The sequence below is a fragment of the Vibrio nereis NBRC 15637 genome (assembly GCF_001591105.1).
GTDB lineage: Bacteria > Pseudomonadota > Gammaproteobacteria > Enterobacterales > Vibrionaceae > Vibrio > Vibrio nereis.
Map to the genome: position 1 here is coordinate 1 of NZ_BCUD01000020.1, position 20,802 is coordinate 20,802.

A 20,802-nucleotide genomic window follows, 5' to 3' on the forward strand; every position below is an offset into this window, starting at 1 on the left:
TCTCGCAGACGATCCGCCAGTGCGATCGACGGTGGATCTCCCGCCCGGCCACCAGAAAAGTTTTCCATGCCAATGTGGATCTTACCACCCAAGAAAGTACCCACTGTGAGTACCACGGCTTTAGCGTGAAACTTCAAACCCATCTGAGTGACGACACCCACGACGGTGTCTTGCTCAACAATCAGATCGTCGACCGATTGTTGAAACAACGTCAGGTTTGGGGTGTTTTCCAGCGCATCACGAACATAGGCTTTGTACAGTGCGCGGTCTGCTTGAGCTCGAGTAGCTCGTACTGCTGGGCCTTTAGATGCATTCAGTGTACGAAACTGAATACCAGCGTGATCAATTGCCTGGGCCATAAGACCACCCATAGCGTCGACCTCTTTCACTAGGTGGCCTTTGCCGATCCCACCAATAGCTGGGTTGCATGACATTTGACCAAGAGTGTCGATATTGTGCGTCAGTAACAGAGTTTTTTGTCCTGTACGCGCAGATGCTAGTGCGGCTTCCGTTCCTGCGTGTCCGCCACCAACAACAATGACGTCAAAGTTTTCGTGATAGAGCATGAACTAACCTCAGGTATTCCATCAAGCTGTAGAAAGATAAAAGGAGCGATATTCTACCTTCTTTCAGGGAGTGTGGAAACGCTTTTGAGACTTTTCATTCAAAGGGCTGAAAGACTAATATATATAAGATCTATATATATGATCTTTTATTAGATCTACTATTAGGATCGACGATCTCTGTGGATAAGTGATAAATGATCAACAAGATCATGGATCTTAGAGTGATCATATTCTGTGATCATGATTTGATCTAAGTGAGGATTACCTGGGATCAAAAGTGGTAGTTATACACAGGGGGGGAATATGATCAAAGTTATTATTGGGATAACTAAAGGAAAGACACTGGATCTTATTAGGTTTATCCACAGTCATTTTGATTAAAAAAGCATCGAACGGTAAGGAAGGAGAAAAGAAAAGTTATTCACAAAGCAAAAAAAAGAGCCGCGATTGCGACTCTTAAGATCCGTTAGAAGCGTTCAATGTGCTCTTTTAGCCATTCTTCAGCTGCATCTTCAGGGACATCATGGTTGAGTACATCTATGGTAAAGCAGTCCGCGACCGGCGTTGCGCCAATATCTTCTAATAATGCATAGGCGTGTTTACCTGCGGCGCAGAATGTATCGTAACTTGAATCGCCAATCGCAATGACGGCGAACTTAAGATCACTGGTTTTAGGTGGTGTTTCTTGTAAGCTGTGGATGAACGGCTGGATGTTGTCTGGGTATTCTCCCGCGCCATGAGTAGAGGTAATGATCAGCCATGTCCCGCTGTTGTCGATCTCTGCCAGGTTCGGCTGATTATGAATCGATGTCTCAAAGCCTTGCTCGACTAAAAGATCGCTTAGATGGTCACCCACATACTCTGCACCGCCTAGGGTACTGCCTGTAATAATATGAATCATGTTAAATCCTTTACCTAAAAGAAGCGCGACCTACTAGGCCGCGCTGAGATTATTTTCCGATACAGAAAGAAGAGAAGATACGGCCGAGTAGATCATCTGAGGTAAACTCGCCCGTGATCTCACTGAGATGCTGCTGGGCGATACGTAGCTCTTCAGCGAGGATTTCACCCGCCATGTAGCCCTCTAGCTGTTGCTGACCGATATCAAGGTGTTCTGCGGCCTTTTCTAGCGCTTCTAGGTGGCGACGTCTGGCCATAAATCCCCCTTCATTACCGCCAGCGAATCCCATGCATTCTTTCAAGTGCGTACGCAGCGCATCAACCCCTTCGCCAGTCTTTGCCGAAAGGCGGATCAAAGTCGGTGAGTTGACGTGGCAGATCCCGAGGTGTTCATTGGTTTGATCCACTTTATTGCGGATCACCGTCATACCCATGTGATCAGGGAGTCGATCGACAAAGTCTGGCCAAATGTCTTTTGGATCGGTAGCGTCTGTTGTGGTGCCGTCTACCATAAATAGTACGCGATCGGCTTGTGAGATCTCCTCCCATGCGCGCTCAATACCAATCTTTTCGACTTCGTCAGACGCGTCACGCAGGCCTGCGGTATCGATAATGTGCAATGGCATGCCATCAATATGGATGTGTTCGCGCAGCACATCACGTGTGGTACCCGCGATGTCGGTTACGATGGCTGACTCTTTACCTGACAGCGCATTGAGTAGGCTTGATTTACCCGCGTTAGGACGGCCCGCAATCACGACCTTCATCCCTTCGCGCATTATCGCGCCTTGGTTGGCTTCGCGGCGCACCGCTGCTAGGTTATCGATGATGGTTTGCAAGTCAGCTGATACTTTGCCATCGGCGAGAAAATCGATTTCTTCTTCAGGGAAATCAATCGCAGCTTCGACGTAAATGCGCAGGTGGATCAGCGATTCCACTAAGGTATGAATGTGATTCGAGAACGCGCCTTGAAGTGACTTGAGGGCTGATTTAGCCGCTTCTTCCGAGCTGGCGTCAATCAAGTCAGCAATGGCCTCTGCTTGCGCGAGGTCGAGTTTATCGTTCATAAACGCGCGCTCAGAAAACTCGCCTGGTCTTGCGGTACGAATTCCTGGGATTTGTAAGATACGCTTAATCAGCATATCCATCACGACAGGGCCGCCGTGGCCTTGTAGCTCAAGCACATCTTCCCCGGTAAAAGAGTTGGGATTCGGGAAGTAGAGGGCGATCCCTTGGTCGAGCTGTGTGCCGTCCTCAGAGGTGAAAGGGAGGTACTCTGCATAGCGAGGACGCAGTTCCTTACCCGTGACCTCTAGTGCGACTTTAGACGCCAGAGGGCCGGATACACGGATGATTCCCACACCACCACGTCCAGGGGCTGTTGCCTGAGCAACAATGGTATCAGTTGTCATATAGATGCCTTTCGAGCTTGGGCCGGAATTACAGGCCTTGAGAAAATGGAGTTAGCTGAATTGTAATCAGCTCAAATAAAAAAGGCGACCTTTTGGCCGCCTTTCATTGTTTAATGGCTGTTACTTAGTGTGTAAGCCTTTCTTTTCCAGCGCTTTATAAATAAGTGACTGCTGGATAAGCGTTACTACGTTTGATACTAGCCAGTAAAGTACCAGACCTGACGGGAAGAACAGGAAGAAGAAAGTAAACATAACCGGCATAAAGGTCATGATCTTCTGCTGCATTGGGTCCGTAACAGTTGTTGGGCTCATTTTCTGAATCATGAACATCGACGCACCCATCAGGATTGGCAAGATGTATAGCGGGTCTTGCGCTGACAGATCGTGGATCCAACCAAAGAACGGTGAATGGCGTAGCTCAACCGATTCCATTAGCGCCCAGTATAGTGCGATGAAGATCGGCATCTGAAGAATTAGAGGAAGACAGCCGCCCAGTGGGTTTACTTTCTCTTTCTTGTACAGTTCCATCATTTCTTGGCTCATGCGTTGACGGTCGTCGCCGATACGCTCACGCATTGCTTGCAGCTTAGGCTGTAGCATGCGCATTTTTGCCATTGAGGTGTACTGAGCTTTGGTCAGTGGGTACATCGCACCACGAACAATGAAAGTCAGACAGATGATGGCCACACCCCAGTTACCCACGAAGCTTTGAATGAAAGAAAGCAGCATGTGCAGTGGTTTTGCGATGAACCATAACCAGCCGTAATCGACTACAAGGTCCAGGTTTGGTGCGACTTCTTCCATTTGGTTTTGAAGTTTAGGACCAACCCAAAGTGTTGCTGTGAATTGAGCACTGTCACCATTAGCGATAGTTTTATTCGGCATACGTACGCCGATGTCACCTAGGTTGCCAATTACACGAGTGTACAGGCTGGTGCCAGGTTCGTTGCGAGGGATCCAAGCGGATGCGAAGTAGTGCTGGATCATCGCCGCCCAACCTTCACCGTTAGGTAGGTTTAGCGATAGGTTACGATCCTGCATATCGTCAAAGCTGTATTTACTGTAACGGTTTTCTTCCGTCGAGTAAGCACCACCGCGGTATGTTGGCATTGTGATGCTGCCGCCATCGTCCATTAGGTTTTGACGTAAGTGCGCGTACATACCAAAGGTTGCGTTGTTGCCTGAGTTGTTAACCACATTGTATTCAACGTCTACCGCGTAGCTACCGCGCTTAACGATGATAGTTTTGGTGTACTCAAGACCATTTGCCGAGTAAGTCATTGGGATGCGTAGTTCATCTTGACCTTCTGCCAGCGTAAACTGGTCATCACTAACTGCGTAGTGAGGGCGATTTGTGCTGCTTAAATCGATGCCTTGAGGGCCGACTAGACCACTTTGCGCGATAAACTGGTGACCAGCTTCGTTCTTAAGCAGAACGAATGGGTCAGAAGAATCGAGTTCTGCTGAGTACTGGTTTAGGTCTGCATTCACAACGTCACCACCAACCGTATCAATCGACAGAGTCAATACATCAGTTGTTACGGTAATCGTTTTGGCAGAAGCTTGCTGCGCAGGAGCTGGGTCTAGCTCGTCAGCAAAAGATGGTGCAGGTAGAGTACTGCTTGATTGAGCCTGTTCAATCGGCTGAGGCGTAGGATTCTTTGCGACTTGCCATTGCTGGAACAATAGGAAAGAAACCAGTGCTAGCGCGATTAACAGGATATTACGTTGAGAATCCATCGTTAATTGTCTCTGTCTTGGTTTTGGACTGGTGGTACGGGGTCGTATGTCCAACCCTTTCTATTTAAAGGATTGCATTTTAATAGACGTTTGCTTGATAACCAACACCCTTTTACAAAACCGTGAGCTTTCAACGCTTCTATGGCATAAGTAGAGCAAGTTGGGGAAAAACGACAACGTGGTCCGAGGATCGGACTAATAAAGGCCTTGTAAAGTCGGACGAGACCGATAGCTACCCGCGAGAGGGGCGAGACAGACGCTGCCATAACTTATCAAACAATTTGAACATTTCTTCATTGCTCAAATCTTGCGCGCTTTTCTTTGCAATAACAACAAAATCTTTATTAGGAAGCTGATGTTGTTTGTTACGAAAGCTTTCACGAGCGAGACGCTTAAAGCGATTTCGACCAACAGCAGTTTTAATCTGTTTTTTCGGAACGGCTAAACCTAGTCTTGGGTGAGATAAGGAATTTTTGCGAGCGATGATGGTGAAATGAGGTGAGCCAGCTCGATGAGCTTGCTGAAAGACATTTTGATAATGCTCGGGAGTTAACAAGCGTAACTCCCGATTGAACGCGTACGTATTCAAAATAATCGAAGATTACTTAGAAAGACGCTTACGGCCTTTAGCACGACGTGCGTTGATTGTTGCACGACCGTTCTTAGTAGCCATACGTGCACGGAAACCGTGAGTACGCTTGCGCTTTAGAACTGAAGGTTGAAAAGTGCGTTTCATGATAATTACCTTTACTGATCAGTAGTTTTAGGTTCTTGTTAAACCCGGCGTGGGTATTGCGCTTTCTTTATATAAAGAAGCTCTTTATATAGAGAAGAGTAACCGACGCCTCTCAACAAAGAGGCGGAATTGTAATCACAGTCACATCAAGTGTCAATCATTGAGCGACTGCTAAATTCCGGCCGAGCGATTATACGTAGTGTGAGTAAAATCTCAAGGATCACGCGATCTTTGCTTGTGATCTTTACTCAGCACCAACTTGACGAAGGAACTTCCTTAAACGAGGATCCTGTGGATTACCGAAGATATCCTGTGGAGATCCCTGCTCAACGATGTTGCCTTCTGCCATAAAGATCACTCTATCGGCAACCTCTTTGGCAAATTGCATTTCATGCGTGACCACCAGCATAGTCTGATGTTTCGTCGCTAACTCCTTCATTAATTGGAGAACTTCTCCTACCCATTCAGGATCGAGCGCCGACGTTGGTTCATCAAACAGCAGTAATTCTGGTTGCAGTGCCATTGCGCGACCAATGCCCACACGCTGCTGTTGTCCACCAGACAGAGCCGCTGGATAACTATCGCCTTTATCCCCAAGACCGATGTCATCCAGAATCTCTTGCGCGCGTTGTAACGCATCCGATTTTTTCCATCCACGCACGGTTATTAAACCTTCTGCGATATTCTGTCGGGCTGTCATATGAGAAAACAGCGCATAGTTTTGGAAAACGAATCCGGTTTTACGGCGTAGCGCAATCACTTCTGCTTTGGTGTGATGTTCTGTATCGACACTCACATCGTCGATAGTAATCACGCCTTTATCAGCATTTTCAAGAAAGTTCACCGTGCGCAGTAGGGTGGACTTGCCAGTACCACTGGAGCCAATAATCACGATGATCTCGCCTTGTTTTATATCGATATCAATACCTTTGAGTACTTCCGTGCCTCCGAAGCGCTTGTGAATATTTGCTAGCTTGATCATCGTACGTATGCCTTGTTCAGTTTAGCTTCTGCCCAGATTTGGACGCGAGTGAGGACAACCACAACTGCCCAGTAAATCAATGCGACGGCTAAGAAAGCTTCAAAGAAACGGAAGCTAGACGAAGCTTCCATTTGTGCTTTCGCCATGATTTCAGCCACACCCAGCGTAAACGCCAAAGAGGTTGATTTAATCATGTCGATGAAATAGTTCATTAATGAAGGCAGAGCAACACGAGTGGCTTGCGGCAAAATCACACGGCGCATCGCTTGTGAGGTGGTCATGCCAACAGACAGGCTGGCTTCCATTTGACTACGGTCAATGCCGATGATTGCGGCGCGGATACTTTCCGCCATATAAGCGGCAAAGTGTAAGGTTAAACCGATCACGGCAGCGCTAAACGCATCCAAGCCAACCATAAATGGAAAGACTTGTGGTAGACCGTAATAAAGAAGGAACAGTTGAACCAGTAATGGCGTACCGCGGAAAAAACTAATATAAAGTTGGCTTAGCTGATCTAAAACTGGGACACGAAATACGCGGATATTCGCCAAAATGACCGATAAAATCAGTGAAAATAACAATCCCCAAGTCGCCATTTCCATTGTGGTGCCAAGATATTTGAGCAATATCGGCATCAGGTCTAGCATATAGTTAAAATCAAATCCCATAGCTTGTCTCAGTTAAAGTTGATACTTATAGAAATGCAAAACCCACTGCAAAGCTGGAGCGCAGTGGGTTGAGAAACTTATCCTAATTTATGTGGATAAGAAAGGTAATTGGTTACTTCTTGGTAATGTCAGCACCAAACCACTTCTGAGAGATTTTTTCTAGAGTGCCGTCTGCACGCATCTCTGCAAGTGCTTTATTTACTTCCGTTTGAAGTTTCTTACCATTTTCGTTGTCGACGAAAGGCCACGCATTTTCGATCGTTTCAAACGGTTGACCAGCCAGCTGCAGAGGTAGGCCTGTTTTCTTGATCAGTTCCAGTGCCGATAGTCGATCCATGATAAAGGCATCTGCGCGACCTAGTGCCACATCGTGCTCGATACCTGTTTCGTAGGTTTTGATGTTGATCTTGCCGTCTTTGTCGTAGCTGCGTAGTAGCTGTTCAAAGTTAGAACCAAGGTTTACGGCAACGGTTTTTCCCGCAAGATCATCCACATTCTTGATGCTGTCATTGCCTTTACGCACGGTGATTTGTGCGCCATCGATAACATATGGGTCTGCAAATAGGTATTTTGCTTTACGCGCATCGGTCATGGTGATCTGGTTAGAAATGGTGTCGATGCGCCCTGTCTCTAGTAGACCGAATAAACCAGAAAAGTTTGCTGTTACGTACTCAACGTTGTAGTCGTTGCGCTTACCAATCTCATCCCACAGGTCAACTTCGAAGCCTTGCAGCTTATCTTGCTGAACAAACGTGAATGGGAAGTAACGGCCCGACATACCGACTTTTACGTCAGTTGCGGCTTGAACAGTGGCAGCAGAGAGAGCGATTGCTGCAACCGCAGCTTTAATCCAGTTTTTCATAGTAAAACTCCATATATTTATGGGGGTAGATACTAATGTTACTTTGGTCAATTAGATAAATAACCAAGTGAAATAACCTAGATGCCAGAGTAATAAGCTGCATAAACTATAGCAGCCGATTTGAATCCTTGTTTGGCCCTTCGAGAAAACTTCATGCACAGAGTTATCACCAGATTGACGATCTTAGTAAAATAGCCCAAATGTGGATCAATATGTGGGTAAAAATGGGGCATGGTGTGTGGATCTAACGAATAATCTCGAAAATATTGTGAATAACTTGGATCTTATTCACTGGATCGTCGATCAATCGCTGGCGATCTCGGTTATCAACAGGTAAAATTGCCAATCTTTTCCGATTAACGACTTTGAGTGGGGGCACCGTGTCATCTTCGCTATGGTTGCAATGTATGCAGCAGCTTCAAGAAGAGCTACCAGCTACAGAATTCAGCATGTGGGTTCGTCCGCTACAAGCAGAGCTCAATGACAATACTCTCACTTTGTTTGCACCAAACCGATTTGTCTTGGATTGGGTGCGTGATAAGTATCTAAACAACATCAACCGCTTGCTGCGTGAATTCTGCGGTAATGACATTCCTAGCCTGCGTTTTGAGGTTGGAAGCCGCCGTGTATCTGCACCAAAACCTGCGCCTACGCGTACGCCAGCAGACGTGGCCGCAGAGTCGTCGGCACCTGCACAACTGCAAGCACGTAAGCCCATCCACAAAACGTGGGATGACGACGCGGCAGTCGTTGCAAACATCAATCATCGCTCGAACGTGAACCCAAAACACAAGTTCAAGAACTTCGTTGAAGGTAAGTCTAACCAGCTTGGTTTGGCGGCGGCGCGTCAGGTATCGGATAACCCGGGTGCAGCATACAACCCATTATTCCTATACGGCGGCACAGGTTTAGGCAAGACCCACTTGCTGCACGCGGTCGGCAACGCAATTGTCGACAACAAGCCAGATGCGAAAGTTGTCTACATGCACTCTGAACGTTTCGTGCAAGACATGGTGAAAGCGCTGCAAAACAACGCGATTGAAGAATTCAAACGCTACTACCGCAGTGTTGATGCGCTACTGATCGATGATATTCAGTTCTTCGCCAATAAAGAGCGTTCTCAGGAAGAGTTCTTCCACACGTTTAACGCGTTGTTAGAAGGCAACCAGCAAATCATTTTGACTTCTGACCGTTATCCAAAAGAGATCAACGGTGTGGAAGATCGTCTTAAATCGCGTTTTGGTTGGGGCTTAACGGTTGCGATCGAACCACCTGAATTGGAAACGCGTGTCGCGATTTTGATGAAAAAGGCCGAAGATCACCAAATCCACCTTGCGGATGAAGTGGCGTTCTTTATTGCTAAGCGTTTGCGCTCCAACGTGCGTGAGTTAGAAGGGGCATTAAACCGAGTTATCGCCAATGCGAACTTTACTGGCCGCCCAATTACCATTGATTTTGTCCGTGAAGCGCTGCGCGACCTGCTGGCTCTGCAAGAGAAGCTCGTGACCATCGACAATATCCAAAAGACCGTCGCGGAATACTACAAAATCAAAGTCGCAGACCTGCTCTCTAAACGTCGTTCTCGTTCGGTTGCTCGTCCTCGTCAGCTCGCGATGGCGTTAGCGAAAGAGCTAACCAACCACAGCTTGCCAGAAATCGGTGATGCGTTTGGTGGGCGTGACCACACGACCGTGTTACATGCTTGCCGTAAGATCGAGCAACTACGCGAAGAGAGTCACGACATTAAAGAAGATTACTCTAACTTGATTCGTACCCTTTCTTCTTAATTCGCAGTATCCTTATACCCTAACGACTAGGGTATAAGCACCCACCCATTACTCTGTTTAAGCAATAGAATTCTGATAAGAGCGTCCTATGAAATTTTCCATTGAACGTAGCCACTTACTAAAACCCCTTCAACAAGTTTCGGGGGCTTTGGGTGGTCGTCCAACTTTGCCTATTCTAGGTAACCTGCTTTTGAAAGTAGAAGACAACGTGCTGTCGATGACTGCTACAGATCTGGAAGTGGAATTGATCAGTCGTGTGACGTTGGAAGGTGACTTTGAAGCGGGTAGCGTAACGGTACCATCACGTAAATTTTTGGATATCTGTCGCGGCTTACCGGATGATTCCGTGATCACCTTTGTTCTCGAAGGCGATCGCGTACAAGTTCGCTCGGGCCGCAGCCGTTTTTCATTATCAACGCTGCCAGCAAGCGATTTTCCTAACATCGAAGATTGGCAAAGTGAAGTGGAAGTGTCACTGACCCAAGCCGATCTGCGCGGTGTGATCGAGAAGACTCAATTCTCGATGGCGAATCAAGATGTACGTTATTACCTTAATGGCATGCTGTTCGAAATTGATGGCAGCACACTTCGCAGTGTGGCGACAGATGGCCACCGTATGGCGGTTTCTCAGACTCAGCTCGGTGCTGATTTTGCACAAAAGCAAATCATTGTGCCGCGTAAAGGGGTGTTGGAACTGGTCAAACTGATGGATGCGCCTGAGCAGCCAGTGACGCTGCAAATCGGTAGCTCCAATGTGCGTGCAGAGGTCAACAACTTTGTGTTCACTTCTAAGCTGGTTGATGGCCGTTTCCCAGATTATCGCCGAGTGATGCCGCAGCAAACCACCAAAACATTGGAAGCCAGCTGTGATGAATTGCGCCAAGCCTTTTCTCGTGCGGCTATTTTGTCGAATGAGAAATTCCGTGGCGTTCGCGTGAATCTTGCGGGTAGTGAAATGCGCATTACCGCCAACAACCCAGAGCAGGAAGAGGCGGAAGAGATGCTGGATGTCAGCTTTGAAGGTGACGCGATCGAAATCGGCTTTAACGTGAGCTATGTGCTGGATGTGTTGAATACACTGCGTTGTGAAAAAGTACGTATCTCGATGTCGGATGCCAACGCCAGTGCCTTGATTGAAAATGCTGACGACGACAGTGCCTTGTACGTGGTCATGCCAATTCGACTCTAGCATGCCGCTCTCACGTCTTATTATTCAGCAATTTCGAAACATTAAAGCCTGTGATATTGACCTATCAGCAGGCTTTAACTTTCTTATTGGCCCCAATGGAAGCGGCAAAACCAGCGTCCTTGAGGCCATTTATCTCCTGGGTCACGGCCGATCTTTTAAGAGCTCTTTAACCGGGCGAGTGATTCAAAATGAATGCGACGAACTGTTTGTCCATGGCCGTTTTTTGAACTCGGATCAATTTGAGCTACCGATCGGCATTAATAAGCAGCGTGATGGCTCAACAGAGGTTAAAATAGGCGGTCAGTCTGGGCAAAAGTTAGCTCAGCTAGCTCAGGTTTTGCCTTTGCAGCTAATCCACCCCGAGGGGTTTGATTTACTGACCGATGGCCCAAAACATCGCCGCGCATTTATTGATTGGGGCGTGTTTCACACTGAGTCTGCATTTTATGATGCATGGGGGCGATTTAAGCGGCTGAATAAACAGCGCAACGCCTTACTGAAAACGGCCACCAGCTATCGAGAGCTCAGTTATTGGGATCAGGAGATGGCGGTGTTGGCAGAAAATATCAGTCAATGGCGTGCTCACTATGTTGAGCAACTCAAGTCTAAGGCTGAAGAGATATGTCAGACTTTTCTGCCTGAGTTTGAGATCCAGTTGAAGTATTATAGAGGCTGGGATAAAGATACGCCGTACCAAGAAATTCTCGAGAAGAATTTTGAACGCGATCAGTCGCTTGGTTACACCTTTAGTGGACCAAACAAAGCCGACTTAAGAATAAAAGTGAACAATACACCTGTTGAGGACGTATTGTCTCGCGGTCAGCTCAAGTTGATGGTTTGCGCACTTCGCGTGGCGCAGGGCCAGCACCTGACAGAGATGACCGGCAAGCAGTGTATTTACCTGATTGATGACTTTGCATCGGAATTAGATAGCCAACGTCGTAAGCGTCTCGCAGACTGCTTAAAAGCGACGGGGGCTCAAGTTTTTGTAAGTTCTATCACGCAAAGCCAAGTCGCCGATATGGCCGACGAAAATGGCAAGATGTTCCATGTGGAACATGGCACAATAGAACAAAATATAAGTGGAAGATAACTCATGTCTGAAAATTACGATTCATCGAGTATTAAAGTACTAAAGGGCCTGGATGCAGTACGTAAGCGTCCAGGGATGTACATCGGCGACACGGACGACGGTACCGGTCTGCACCACATGGTTTTCGAGGTGGTGGATAACTCAATTGATGAAGCGTTGGCTGGTCACTGTAAAGACATCATTGTGACAATTCATGAGGATAACTCAGTTTCTGTAAGCGATGATGGCCGTGGTATCCCGACGGAAATACACTCAGAAGAAAACGTCTCTGCAGCGGAAGTTATCATGACGGTACTTCACGCTGGTGGTAAGTTCGATGATAACTCGTACAAAGTATCTGGTGGTCTACACGGGGTAGGTGTGTCGGTAGTCAACGCACTGTCTGAAAAAGTGACTCTGACCATCCAGCGTGGTGGCCATATTCACACGCAAACGTATCGTCATGGTGAGCCAGAAGCGCCACTAGCCGTGGTCGGTGATACTGAAAACACTGGTACTCAGATCCGTTTTTGGCCAAGCGCAGAAACTTTCTCTAACACCGAGTTCCACTACGACATTCTGGCAAAACGCCTGCGTGAACTGTCTTTCTTAAACTCTGGTGTATCAATCAAACTGATTGATGAGCGCGAAGACGATAAAAGTGACCACTTCATGTTTGAAGGTGGTATCCAAGCGTTTGTTGACCACCTAAACACCAACAAAACCCCAATCATCGATAAAATCTTCCATTTCAACTTTGAACGTGAAGACGGTATTTCTGTTGAAGTGGCGATGCAATGGAACGATGGCTTCCAAGAAAGCATTTTCTGTTTCACTAACAACATCCCACAGCGCGACGGTGGTACTCACCTAGCTGGCTTCCGTGCTGCGCTGACGCGTACTTTGAACTCGTTCATGGATAAAGAAGGCTTTTCTAAGAAAGCGAAAACGTCGACATCGGGTGATGATGCGCGTGAAGGTCTGACAGCGGTTGTTTCCGTGAAAGTGCCGGATCCAAAATTCTCCAGCCAAACCAAAGACAAACTGGTTTCTTCTGAAGTGAAATCAGCGGTTGAATCGGCAATGGGTGAGAAGCTGTCTGAATTCTTGGTTGAGAACCCAACTGAAGCGAAGATGGTGTGTTCTAAGATCATCGATGCAGCGCGTGCGCGTGAAGCGGCACGTAAAGCTCGTGAAATGACACGTCGTAAAGGCGCACTAGACCTAGCTGGCCTACCAGGTAAGCTGGCGGACTGTCAGGAAAAAGACCCAGCTCTCTCTGAACTGTACATAGTGGAGGGTGACTCGGCAGGCGGCTCCGCAAAACAAGGCCGTAACCGTAAGAACCAGGCAATCCTACCGCTGAAAGGTAAGATCCTGAACGTTGAAAAAGCGCGCTTCGACAAAATGCTCTCTTCTCAAGAAGTGGCGACACTGATCACCGCACTTGGTTGTGGTATCGGTCGTGACGAGTACAACCCAGATAAACTGCGTTACCACAACATCATCATCATGACCGATGCGGATGTCGACGGTTCGCACATTCGTACGCTACTGTTGACCTTCTTCTACCGTCAAATGCCGGAGCTTATCGAGCGCGGCTACGTGTACATCGCTCAGCCACCACTGTACAAAGTGAAAAAAGGCAAGCAAGAGCAGTACATCAAAGATGAAGAAGCGATGAACCAGTACCAAATCGCTCTGGCACTGGATAATGCTGCTCTGCACGTGAACACCGAAGCGCCAGCGTTATCAGGTGAAGCACTAGAAAAATTGGTACAGCAGTACAATTCAGGTATCAAACTGGCTGATCGCATGAGCCGTCGTTACCCGAAAGCACTTGTGCATGAGCTGATTTACATGCCACGCCTAACGCAAGAGCAATGTGCTGATGCTGCGGCCGTTGAAGCGTGGACTAAACAGTTAGTCGAGCAGCTTAATAGCAAAGAAGTGGGCGCGAGCCAGTACAGCTTTGAAGTGGAGCAGCACGTTGAACTCGGTCTGAATCTACCGAAGATCATTGTGCGTACCCACGGCGTGACACACGAATTTGCGCTTAGCACTGACTTCTTAAACTCGAAAGAGTACGGCAAACTGGCTGAGCTTTCTGAAGCACTGGATGGGTTGCTAGAAGAAGGCGCTTACATTAAGCGCGGTGAGCGTACATTGCCAGTAACCAGTTTTGCACAAGCAACCGAGTGGTTGGTGAAAGAGTCAATGCGTGGTCTCAGCCGTCAGCGTTACAAAGGTCTAGGTGAGATGAACCCAGATCAGCTTTGGGAAACGACGATGGACCCTGAAACTCGCCGTATGATGCAAGTAACGATTGAAGATGCGGTTGGTGCGGATCAGTTGTTTACTACGCTAATGGGCGATCAAGTTGAGCCTCGTCGCAACTTCATTGAAGAGAACGCTCTGAAAGTAGCAAACCTAGACGTATAGATATTCACGTACTTCTTATAGCCAAAAAGCAGCGATTTATCGCTGCTTTTTTGTTTTTTACCGATGATAAAATCACCATTTTATAGCAACACTTCCTGTTTTTTGGTGTTAATCGCCAGCTCTCTCTTTAATCTTGCCATTTTGTTCCCGTTTTATTTTTTTCTTGCCATTTTGTTCGAGGGGGCACTTTTGCTTTCTTTTTTAGGCTCGATATAGTGTCGAAGAGCTTATATGAAGAGGTGAACAGATATGGTGACTACTTTCCTGATCTAAGCCGGAAGTGAGCACACTTCCGGTGAAATGCATTGAAATTATCTGTAAAGCAAGGCATTAAGAAGGAAAAACATCTTGTTTGAACGCTGGTTCTCAGCGTACTGTTTGGCGCTGCGAACTTGGTGGTTAACCAGCCGATTTTTAACTTATCAATCACCTTTACGGTTATCGTTACTATTTGAAATGCACGAGCAGCAAGTGCGGTGCCGTAACCTCGCGCGTGTGGATATTGGTGATACGGTCCGTTTAGTCGATATTGAACGCGCTCACCAGTATCGCATGACATTGGTTGACTCTCGTAAAAGTCAGCCGTTGACGGGCATGTTAGCTGTAGATTCTTACTTAGGTTCCAGCTTATTGGGGCGCGCTCAGGATGAAATGTTTGAAGTGGATATTTTTAATCAACGGCGCTGCTTTGTGATTACCGAAATTGTTCATCAAACACGGCCACCAATTCCTCAATCGATATGTGGCTGTATGTTATGTCAGTAAGTAGAGGTGAAGTCATGAGTAAAAAAGACAAGAAGCAACCACAGTTAAGTCTGAAAGAAAAACGTAAATTGAAGCAGGAGAAAGCCGCAGAGAACGGTGTCGTGAAAGCAAGAAAACCTTCCCGCAAGTAAAAACGTTTCTCCCCAAGCCCACTGTAAGAATGGTGGGCTTTTTAGTACAAAAACAAAAATTGCTCTTGAAAGCGCTTTTTTCGCCCTTATATATTTTATTGAGAGGGATGCCAGAAGGGTCCCGCGATACAGGTTAGGTATTTCGCTCATCGAGGAAACGCCTAACCAAAACAACCGATGGACTCATGTCATTAGAGTGAGTGCCATTTCAAGCAACACTATTGCTTACTAAGAGGATAGTTATTATGAGAACAGTAGATTTCACTCCTTTATACCGCAACGCAATCGGCTTTGACCGTCTTTTCAATATGATGGAAGCGAATTCGACCAAGAATAATTCCGGCGGTTACCCTCCTTACAACATTGAGCAGAAAGACGATAACCACTACCGCATTACGATGGCTGTGGCGGGTTTTGCTGAAGATCAGTTAGACATAACCCAAAATGAAAATATGCTGATTGTAAAAGGGGAGCGCAGCAGCGAAGAAGGTAAAAACTACGTTTACCAAGGCATTGCGGAACGTGACTTCGAGCGCAAGTTCCAGCTGGCGGATTACGTCAAAGTGATCGGCGCGAGCATGGAAAATGGCCTTCTGCATGTGGATTTGGAACGCGAAATTCCGGAAGCGATGAAACCGCGTAAGATTGCGATTAGCGGGCAAAAACTTATCGAAGATAAGTAAACAACCGATACGGTTGATAAAGAGTGAAAGAGCGCCCTATGGCGCTCTTTTTAGTTTCTGACGCTTACCCTTGTTGATAGGCCTTAGTGACTTCTTCGGCAATGATCGCGATGCCTTGTTGCATCATCTCATCGTCTTGCACGTAGTTCATGCGCAGGCATTGATGCGCATGTTCCCACTCGTCTTCCTGACCAATAAAGAAATACTCACCGGGTACGATCAATACACCACGTGCTTTTAGGCGCGTATACAGCTCCATGGTGGTAATTGGCAGCTCATCAAACCACAGCCATAAAAAGATAGCGCCTTCAGGCTTATGGATACGGAATCGTGGATCCGTTATCGCTTGTTGCAGTAACTCTACCGCGCGTAATGATTTTTGTTGGTAAAACGGTTTAATCACATTGGTGCTTAGCTTCAGTAAGTCACCTTTTTCGATCATGTGATTGGCGATGGTCGGCCCTACGCTGCCTGGAGCTAAGCTGATGATGCCATTCATGTTACTCATCGCCTGTGTAATTTCTTCACTCGCAATCACAATGCCACAGCGCACGCCTGGCAGACCAAGTTTCGACAAGCTCATGCACAAGATGGTGTTTTCATTCCAGAACGGCTCGACGTCCTCAAAAATAATGTTCGGGAAAGGCAGGCCGTAGGCATTATCGATGATCAGTGGGATGTTGTTTTCACGCGCCAGTTTATCCAACTTGTGGATCTCTTCGTCGGTTAGAACGTTTCCAGTTGGATTGGTCGGGCGTGAGGCACAAATGGCGGCCACTGAGTCATCAACTTTTAGTTGTTCAAAATCGACGTGGTACTTAAACAGGCCATTATCCAGCAGTTCAATTTCTGGATGATAGGAGACGAAAATATCTTCGTCGATCCCCGCGTCACCATAGCCGATGTACTCGGGTGCTAATGGCAGCAGGATTTTTTTATGCGAGCCGTCAGGCTGTTTACCCGCGAGTAAGTTGAATAGGTAAAAGAAACCGCTCTGGCTGCCATTTGTTAGGCTGATGTTTTTTTCAGAGATGTTCCAGCCATAGGTGTCTTTCAGTAGCTTTGCCAACGCTTTGACAAAGGTATTTTTACCTTGAGGACCGTCGTAGTTGGCGAGGGCCGCCACGAGATCACCGCTGGCGAGTAAGTCTTCACTGGCTTGGCTGAAGTAATCGAGCATGGCAGGAATGGCGGCTGGGTTACCTCCACCGAGCATGATGGCACCAGGGGTGCGTAGACCATCATTCAAATCGTCCATTAACTGCGTGATACCGGAATACTGATTAAATTTTTCGCCAAACTTAGAAAACTGCATTGCTTCTTTTACCTAATTCATTGTGTTTGCTTTATATGTAATACGCTGATTGAGATCAGCTAATAGTGTAATACTTGACCTTACCCTAATGTTTTTACGACGCAAAGCACAAAATTTGGCTTTAGATAAAAATAAAGCCTGACTCAAAGAGTCAGGCTTTCTCATACATAACGATTTCAACTGAAAATTACTTTTGCAGTAGTGAAATATCCGCAATTTGTAGGAATAGGTTACGTAGGTTGTTCAGTAGTGTCAGACGGTTTTTCTTCAGTGCTTCGTCGTCTGCCATAACCATTACGTTATCAAAGAACGCGTCCACTGGTTCACGTAGGTCAGCCAGTTTGCTTAGCGCTTCTTGGTAGTTACCCGTTGCAAACGCTGGCTCTAGTGCTTCCGTCATGACTTCAACGCTTTCTGCCAGAGCTTTCTCTGCGTCTTCTTGAAGTAGAGATAGGTCGATCTCTGCGGCAAGCTCACCGTCGAACTTAGCGAGGATATTACCCACACGCTTGTTCGCAGCTGCCAGAGATTCTGCCGCCTCTAAACCACGGAAGTGAGATACCGCTTTTACGCGTTGGTCGAAGTCTGCTGGTTTAGTAGGACGACGAGCCAATACTGCTTGGATGATGTCGACACTGAAACCTTCGTCTTGGTACCAAGCACGGAAACGACCAAGCATGAAATCAATCACGTCTTGCTCAACGTTGTCGTTAGTCAGTTTCGAACCAAACTGGACTTTCGCTTCACGGATTAGGTCGACAAGGTCTAGGTTGTAACCATTTTCAACGATGATACGCAGTACACCTAGTGATGCGCGACGCAGTGCGAATGGGTCGCTGCCTTTCGGTGCCTGGCCAATACCGAAGATACCCACGATAGTGTCCAGCTTATCTGCCATTGCGACTGCTGAAGAAATCGCTGTGCTTGGTAGTTGGTCACCAGCAAAACGAGGCATGTACTGCTCGTAAAGTGCGAGGGCAACTTGCTCATCTTCGCCATCATGAGTAGCGTAGTGCATACCCATAACGCCCTGAGTATCGGTAAATTCGAACACCATCGAGGTCATCAGGTCACATTTAGCAAGTAGACCAGCACGTGTCGCTTTTTCTACATCAGCATCAATCTGTTTTGCAATGTAGCCAGACAGTGCCGTGATGCGATCCGTTTTATCTTTGATCGTACCTAGCTGCTTCTGGAAGATAGCGTTATCAAGCTCAGGAAGTCGGTCAATCAGAGGACGCTTACGGTCTGTGTTGAAGAAGAACTCAGCATCCGCAAGACGTGGGCGTACCACCTTCTCGTTACCTTCGATCACGTGGCGAGGTTCTTTTGACTCGATGTTTGATACGAAGATGAAGTTAGGCAGCAGTTTTTTGTCTTCCGAGTAGACAGGGAAGTATTTCTGGTCACCTTTCATGGTGTAAACCAACGCTTCAGAAGGGACTTTTAGGAACTCTTCTTCGAACTTCGCGGTTAGTACTACTGGCCATTCAACCAGAGACGTGACTTCTTCTACTAGATCATCTTCTAGGTCAGCGATACCGCCAACTTCTGCGGCCGCTTTTTGTGCGTCAGCTAGGATGATGGCTTTACGCGCTTCGTAATCTGCCATGACTTTACCGCGCTCTTCTAGGATAGCAGGGTATTGTTCAGCAGAATCGATAGTGAACTCTTGCTCACCCATGAAGCGGTGACCACGGATAGTGCGGCCTGATGCAACACCAAGGATCTCGCCTTCGATTAGGTCGCTGCCCATTAGCATGGTTAGCGTCTTAACTGGACGGATAAATTGTGTGGTTTTGTTACCCCAGCGCATTGGTTTTGCGATAGGTAGGTTTGCCAGTGCTTTCGCTGCAAGTTCAACGATGATCTCAGACGTTGGTTTACCTTTCACTTCTTGTTTGAACAGTAGCCATTCGCCTTTGTCGGTTACCATGCGCTCTGCTTGGTCAACAGCAATACCACAACCGCGTGCCCAGCCTTGAGCCGCTTTGGTTGGGTTGCCTTCAGCATCAAACGCTGCAGAAACCGCAGGACCGCGTTTTTCAACGATTTTGTCAGACTGGCTGTCTGCTAGTGCCGCTACTTTAAGTGCAAGACGACGAGGAGCCGCGAACCATTTTACGCCTTCGTGAGCAAGCTCAGCGCCTTTTAGTTCTGCTTCGAAGTTTGCTGCGAATGCTTCAGCTAGAGTGCGAAGTTGCGTTGGTGGTAGCTCTTCTGTGCCTAGCTCGATTAGAAATTCTTTTGCCATGTTACTTACCCCTTACGCTTGTTCTTTTTTACACATTGGGAAGCCAAGAGCTTCACGCGATGCGTAGTATGCTTCTGCTACTGCTTTAGTCAGATCGCGGATGCGCAGGATGTAACGTTGACGCTCAGTAACTGAGATCGCTTTACGTGCGTCTAATAGGTTGAATGCGTGACCTGCTTTAAGAATGCGCTCGTAAGCGGGTAGTGGAAGTGGCTTTTCAAGCTCAAGCAGCTCTTTACACTCTTTCTCACACTGCTCGAAGAAACCGAATAGGAAGTCAACGTCTGCGTGTTCGAAGTTGTAAGTTGATTGCTCCACTTCGTTTTGGTGGAAAATATCACCGTAAGTAACTTTAGAGCCGTCTGGTGCGATGTTCCATACTAGATCGTAAACCGAGTCTACTTCTTGGATGTACATTGCTAGGCGTTCGATACCGTAAGTGATCTCGCCTGTAACAGGCTTACACTCAAGGCCGCCCACTTGCTGGAAGTAAGTGAACTGAGTCACTTCCATGCCGTTTAGCCAAACTTCCCAGCCTAGACCCCATGCGCCTAGTGTTGGGTTTTCCCAGTTGTCTTCTACGAAACGGATGTCGTGTACAAGTGGGTCAATACCAAGAACTTCAAGGGAGCCAAGGTACAACTCTTGAATATTGTCAGGCGATGGTTTTAGCGCTACTTGGAATTGGTAGTAGTGCTGAAGACGGTTAGGGTTTTCACCGTAACGGCCATCAGTAGGACGACGTGAAGGTTGTACGTAAGCTGTCGACATTGGCTCTGGGCCAAGCGCTCGTAGACAGGTCATTGGGTGAGAGGTACCCGCACCCACTTCCATATCTAGCGGTTGAACAATGGTACAACCATTTTGAGCCCAATAATCCTGCAGCGCGAGGATCATTCCCTGGAAGGTTTTGATATCGTATTTTTGCATAAGTCAGGTTCGCGCGATTCTCTAGTTACTCATTAATTCGTTTTTTCTGCCGAGTTTTTCACTCAAACAGGGACGATAAAGAGTAATTACGGTTGAATAAAATAACAATCAAGTATAACCAGATATTGGTTATGGGAGTAGGGTTAATCTTGATTAATTCCTAGTCATATTTCTCGTTTAATAGAAATTTAATGGCTTATGTATCCAAATTTTCCTAAAAGGAAGTATTTGGTGTCTTTTCATCTTGAGATTAGCGCATTAGGTGGTTAATATTGCGCCCATCTTTGGGGAGTAGCTTACTGGGTAGATATCCATTTACTTAGTTCGTTCGTCAACATAATTGGTGCAAAATCACCATGGCGTTCGAG

At 47.0% G+C, this 20,802-nt stretch carries 19 protein-coding genes; 6 read left to right on the plus strand and 13 right to left on the minus strand.

All coding sequences use genetic code 11. From position 1 onward, the window contains the following. The 10 genes from VNE01S_RS16100 to VNE01S_RS16140 all read right to left on the minus strand — a co-directional run. Positions 1–566 (minus strand): FAD-dependent oxidoreductase (locus VNE01S_RS16100; RefSeq protein ID WP_156472006.1); only part of this gene is annotated, 566 nt, incomplete at its 3' end. Between the two features lie 466 nt (positions 567–1,032). Beyond that, complete coding sequence (gene mioC / locus VNE01S_RS16105; protein ID WP_053394333.1) at positions 1,033–1,467, minus strand: FMN-binding protein MioC; 435 nt, start codon at positions 1,465–1,467, stop codon at positions 1,033–1,035. A 49-nt stretch (positions 1,468–1,516) separates the two neighbouring features. Next, a complete protein-coding gene (gene mnmE, locus VNE01S_RS16110) occupies positions 1,517–2,878 on the minus strand; it encodes a tRNA uridine-5-carboxymethylaminomethyl(34) synthesis GTPase MnmE (RefSeq protein ID WP_053394334.1) in 1,362 nt (453 codons plus the stop codon). A gap of 120 nt (positions 2,879–2,998) precedes the next feature. Continuing rightward, positions 2,999–4,618: a membrane protein insertase YidC gene (gene yidC / locus VNE01S_RS16115; protein WP_053394335.1), complete on the minus strand. Its 1,620-nt coding sequence runs from the start codon at positions 4,616–4,618 to the stop codon at positions 2,999–3,001. Between the two features lie 2 nt (positions 4,619–4,620). After that, a complete protein-coding gene (gene yidD / locus VNE01S_RS18955) occupies positions 4,621–4,884 on the minus strand; it encodes a membrane protein insertion efficiency factor YidD (RefSeq protein ID WP_082331637.1) in 264 nt (87 codons plus the stop codon). Beyond that, positions 4,851–5,174, minus strand: coding sequence for a ribonuclease P protein component (rnpA, locus tag VNE01S_RS16120; protein ID WP_053394336.1), 324 nt, complete (start codon positions 5,172–5,174; stop codon positions 4,851–4,853). The genes yidD and rnpA overlap by 34 nt, the downstream gene beginning before the upstream one ends. Positions 5,175–5,219: 45 nt before the next feature. Continuing rightward, the gene (rpmH, locus tag VNE01S_RS16125) at positions 5,220–5,354 is read right to left on the minus strand and encodes a 50S ribosomal protein L34 (RefSeq protein ID WP_004411068.1); all 135 of its coding nucleotides are present in this window, start codon (positions 5,352–5,354) and stop codon (positions 5,220–5,222) included. Between the two features lie 244 nt (positions 5,355–5,598). Continuing rightward, complete coding sequence (locus VNE01S_RS16130; protein WP_053394337.1) at positions 5,599–6,336, minus strand: amino acid ABC transporter ATP-binding protein; 738 nt, start codon at positions 6,334–6,336, stop codon at positions 5,599–5,601. Beyond that, the gene (locus tag VNE01S_RS16135; RefSeq protein WP_053394338.1) at positions 6,333–7,004 is read right to left on the minus strand and encodes an amino acid ABC transporter permease; all 672 of its coding nucleotides are present in this window, start codon (positions 7,002–7,004) and stop codon (positions 6,333–6,335) included. The genes VNE01S_RS16130 and VNE01S_RS16135 overlap by 4 nt, the downstream gene beginning before the upstream one ends. Before the next feature lie 112 nt (positions 7,005–7,116). Next, positions 7,117–7,866 carry an amino acid ABC transporter substrate-binding protein gene (locus VNE01S_RS16140; protein WP_053394339.1) on the minus strand — a complete coding sequence of 250 codons (750 nt, stop codon included), beginning with the start codon at positions 7,864–7,866 and terminating at the stop codon, positions 7,117–7,119. A 380-nt stretch (positions 7,867–8,246) separates the two neighbouring features. Between VNE01S_RS16140 and dnaA the strand changes: the two genes are divergently transcribed. From dnaA to VNE01S_RS16170, 6 genes are all read left to right on the plus strand, one after another. Next, positions 8,247–9,653, plus strand: coding sequence for a chromosomal replication initiator protein DnaA (dnaA, locus tag VNE01S_RS16145; protein ID WP_053394340.1), 1,407 nt, complete (start codon positions 8,247–8,249; stop codon positions 9,651–9,653). An 88-nt stretch (positions 9,654–9,741) separates the two neighbouring features. After that, a complete protein-coding gene (gene dnaN, locus VNE01S_RS16150; protein WP_053394341.1) occupies positions 9,742–10,842 on the plus strand; it encodes a DNA polymerase III subunit beta in 1,101 nt (366 codons plus the stop codon). 1 nt (position 10,843) lies between these two features. After that, positions 10,844–11,935: a DNA replication/repair protein RecF gene (gene recF / locus VNE01S_RS16155; protein WP_053394342.1), complete on the plus strand. Its 1,092-nt coding sequence runs from the start codon at positions 10,844–10,846 to the stop codon at positions 11,933–11,935. 3 nt (positions 11,936–11,938) lie between these two features. Continuing rightward, positions 11,939–14,356 (plus strand): DNA topoisomerase (ATP-hydrolyzing) subunit B, encoded by a 2,418-nt coding sequence (gyrB, locus tag VNE01S_RS16160; RefSeq protein WP_053394343.1) that lies wholly within the window; start codon positions 11,939–11,941, stop codon positions 14,354–14,356. Positions 14,357–14,704: 348 nt separating this feature from the next. Then, positions 14,705–15,121 (plus strand): GreA/GreB family elongation factor, encoded by a 417-nt coding sequence (locus VNE01S_RS16165; RefSeq protein ID WP_053394344.1) that lies wholly within the window; start codon positions 14,705–14,707, stop codon positions 15,119–15,121. 376 nt (positions 15,122–15,497) lie between these two features. Next, complete coding sequence (locus VNE01S_RS16170) at positions 15,498–15,935, plus strand: Hsp20 family protein (protein ID WP_053394345.1); 438 nt, start codon at positions 15,498–15,500, stop codon at positions 15,933–15,935. 64 nt (positions 15,936–15,999) lie between these two features. Here VNE01S_RS16170 and VNE01S_RS16175 read toward each other — a convergent pair whose 3' ends face one another. The 3 genes from VNE01S_RS16175 to glyQ form a co-directional block, all read right to left on the minus strand. Continuing rightward, positions 16,000–17,250, minus strand: a complete 1,251-nt coding sequence (locus tag VNE01S_RS16175; protein WP_053394346.1) for a valine--pyruvate transaminase — start codon at positions 17,248–17,250, stop codon at positions 16,000–16,002. 187 nt (positions 17,251–17,437) lie between these two features. Continuing rightward, positions 17,438–19,504 (minus strand): glycine--tRNA ligase subunit beta, encoded by a 2,067-nt coding sequence (glyS, locus tag VNE01S_RS16180; protein ID WP_053394347.1) that lies wholly within the window; start codon positions 19,502–19,504, stop codon positions 17,438–17,440. 12 nt (positions 19,505–19,516) lie between these two features. Beyond that, on the minus strand, positions 19,517–20,434 hold the full coding sequence (glyQ, locus tag VNE01S_RS16185) for a glycine--tRNA ligase subunit alpha (protein ID WP_053394348.1): 918 nt from the start codon (positions 20,432–20,434) through the stop codon (positions 19,517–19,519). Positions 20,435–20,802 lie beyond the last annotated feature (368 nt).